1 protein-coding gene and 1 pseudogene are annotated in these 1178 nt (G+C 40.1%); one reads left to right on the top strand and one right to left on the bottom strand.

Annotated features, from left to right (window positions below):
* The coding region (locus G322_RS0119440; RefSeq protein WP_022943306.1) for an IS630 family transposase at nucleotides 1–466 on the top strand (466 nt) is incomplete at its 5' end.
* Here the strand turns inward: G322_RS0119440 and G322_RS24465 are convergent.
* Nucleotides 467–1055: pseudogene (locus G322_RS24465) on the bottom strand (IS256 family transposase). It lies immediately after the preceding gene.
* Nucleotides 1056–1178 lie beyond the last annotated feature (123 nt).

Genomic DNA, 1178 nt, shown 5'->3' with positions numbered 1-1178 from the left:
TAAGATTTGGGCTGAAAAAGGTTCAAGGCCACGTGTAGTACAGCAACAACAATTCACTTATGCGTATATATTTGGTGCTGTTTGCCCTACGAATGCTAAAACAGAGGCCATCATCGCGCCTTTTAGTAATATGGACGTAATGAAAAAGCATTTAACACTTATAGCAAAAAGCACTGAGGCAGGCCGTCATGCTGTTGTGATAATGGATGGTGCAAGTTGGCACCAAGAGTATTTAGATGAAGCGTTCCCAAACCTCAGTATTATTCATATTCCCCCTTATTCACCTGAGCTAAATCCAATTGAACAAGTCTGGTCATGGATGAGGCAAAACGAAATTGCAAATCGCTCTTTTAACAGTTACGACGACAGTGTAGAAAAGTGTTCCATCGCTTGGAATAATTTTAGAAGTGATACTGATCGAGTCATTTCACTTTGTTCGAGATCATGGATTAATATGACCAGTTAATTAATGGAATTGGTATAATTCTTTATGCCCTTCAATATTTATTCCAAGAGCAAGATAAATGGATTTGTTAATAACGCGCTTATCTTGGCGGATTTTTAGTACAATACAGTCTAAGTAAACAATGGGATAAACTGCATCTAACGGCCTACTTTGCCACACAACAACCTGCTCGCATTGGTTACCTGTGATACAAGCCCTGTGGAGATATCTGCACCAGACATCTCTTTAAATGTAGCGGTAATATCACGGGTGCTCATCCCTTTGGAATACAGCGTGATGATTTGTTCATCCATTCCTGTAATACGCGTTTGACGTTTTTTATTAGTTGGGGTTCAAACGAGCCCTCTCTATCGCGTGGTGTTTGGATTTCAATTTCACCATGGGATACTTCAAGGATTTTAGTTGAATAACCATTACGGTTATTTCCACTGTTAAGCTCATTAGGCTGGTGCTTGTCATAACCAAGGTGAAAGTCCAGCTCAGACCTTAATGCGGCTTCAACGGTCATTTTAGTGAGCATGGCGCTTAATTGACCTAGATCGTCAGGTGTTTTTATCTCTTTCGCTAATTCATTAGCAAGGGCTTGCATTTTTTCTTTATTCATTGTGATACTCATTATTTGATCGGCAGATTCAACCTTGAAGTGCATAACCGCTACGCCACTAGTGCGGTTATGTGTCCTGCCATCATTTGAAGCGGGGTTTTAAAAAAA

Source organism: Psychromonas hadalis ATCC BAA-638, from assembly GCF_000420245.1.
GTDB lineage: Bacteria > Pseudomonadota > Gammaproteobacteria > Enterobacterales > Psychromonadaceae > Psychromonas > Psychromonas hadalis.
Note: the sequence above shows the minus strand (reverse complement) of the source record. Positions and strands in the feature narration are given on the sequence as shown.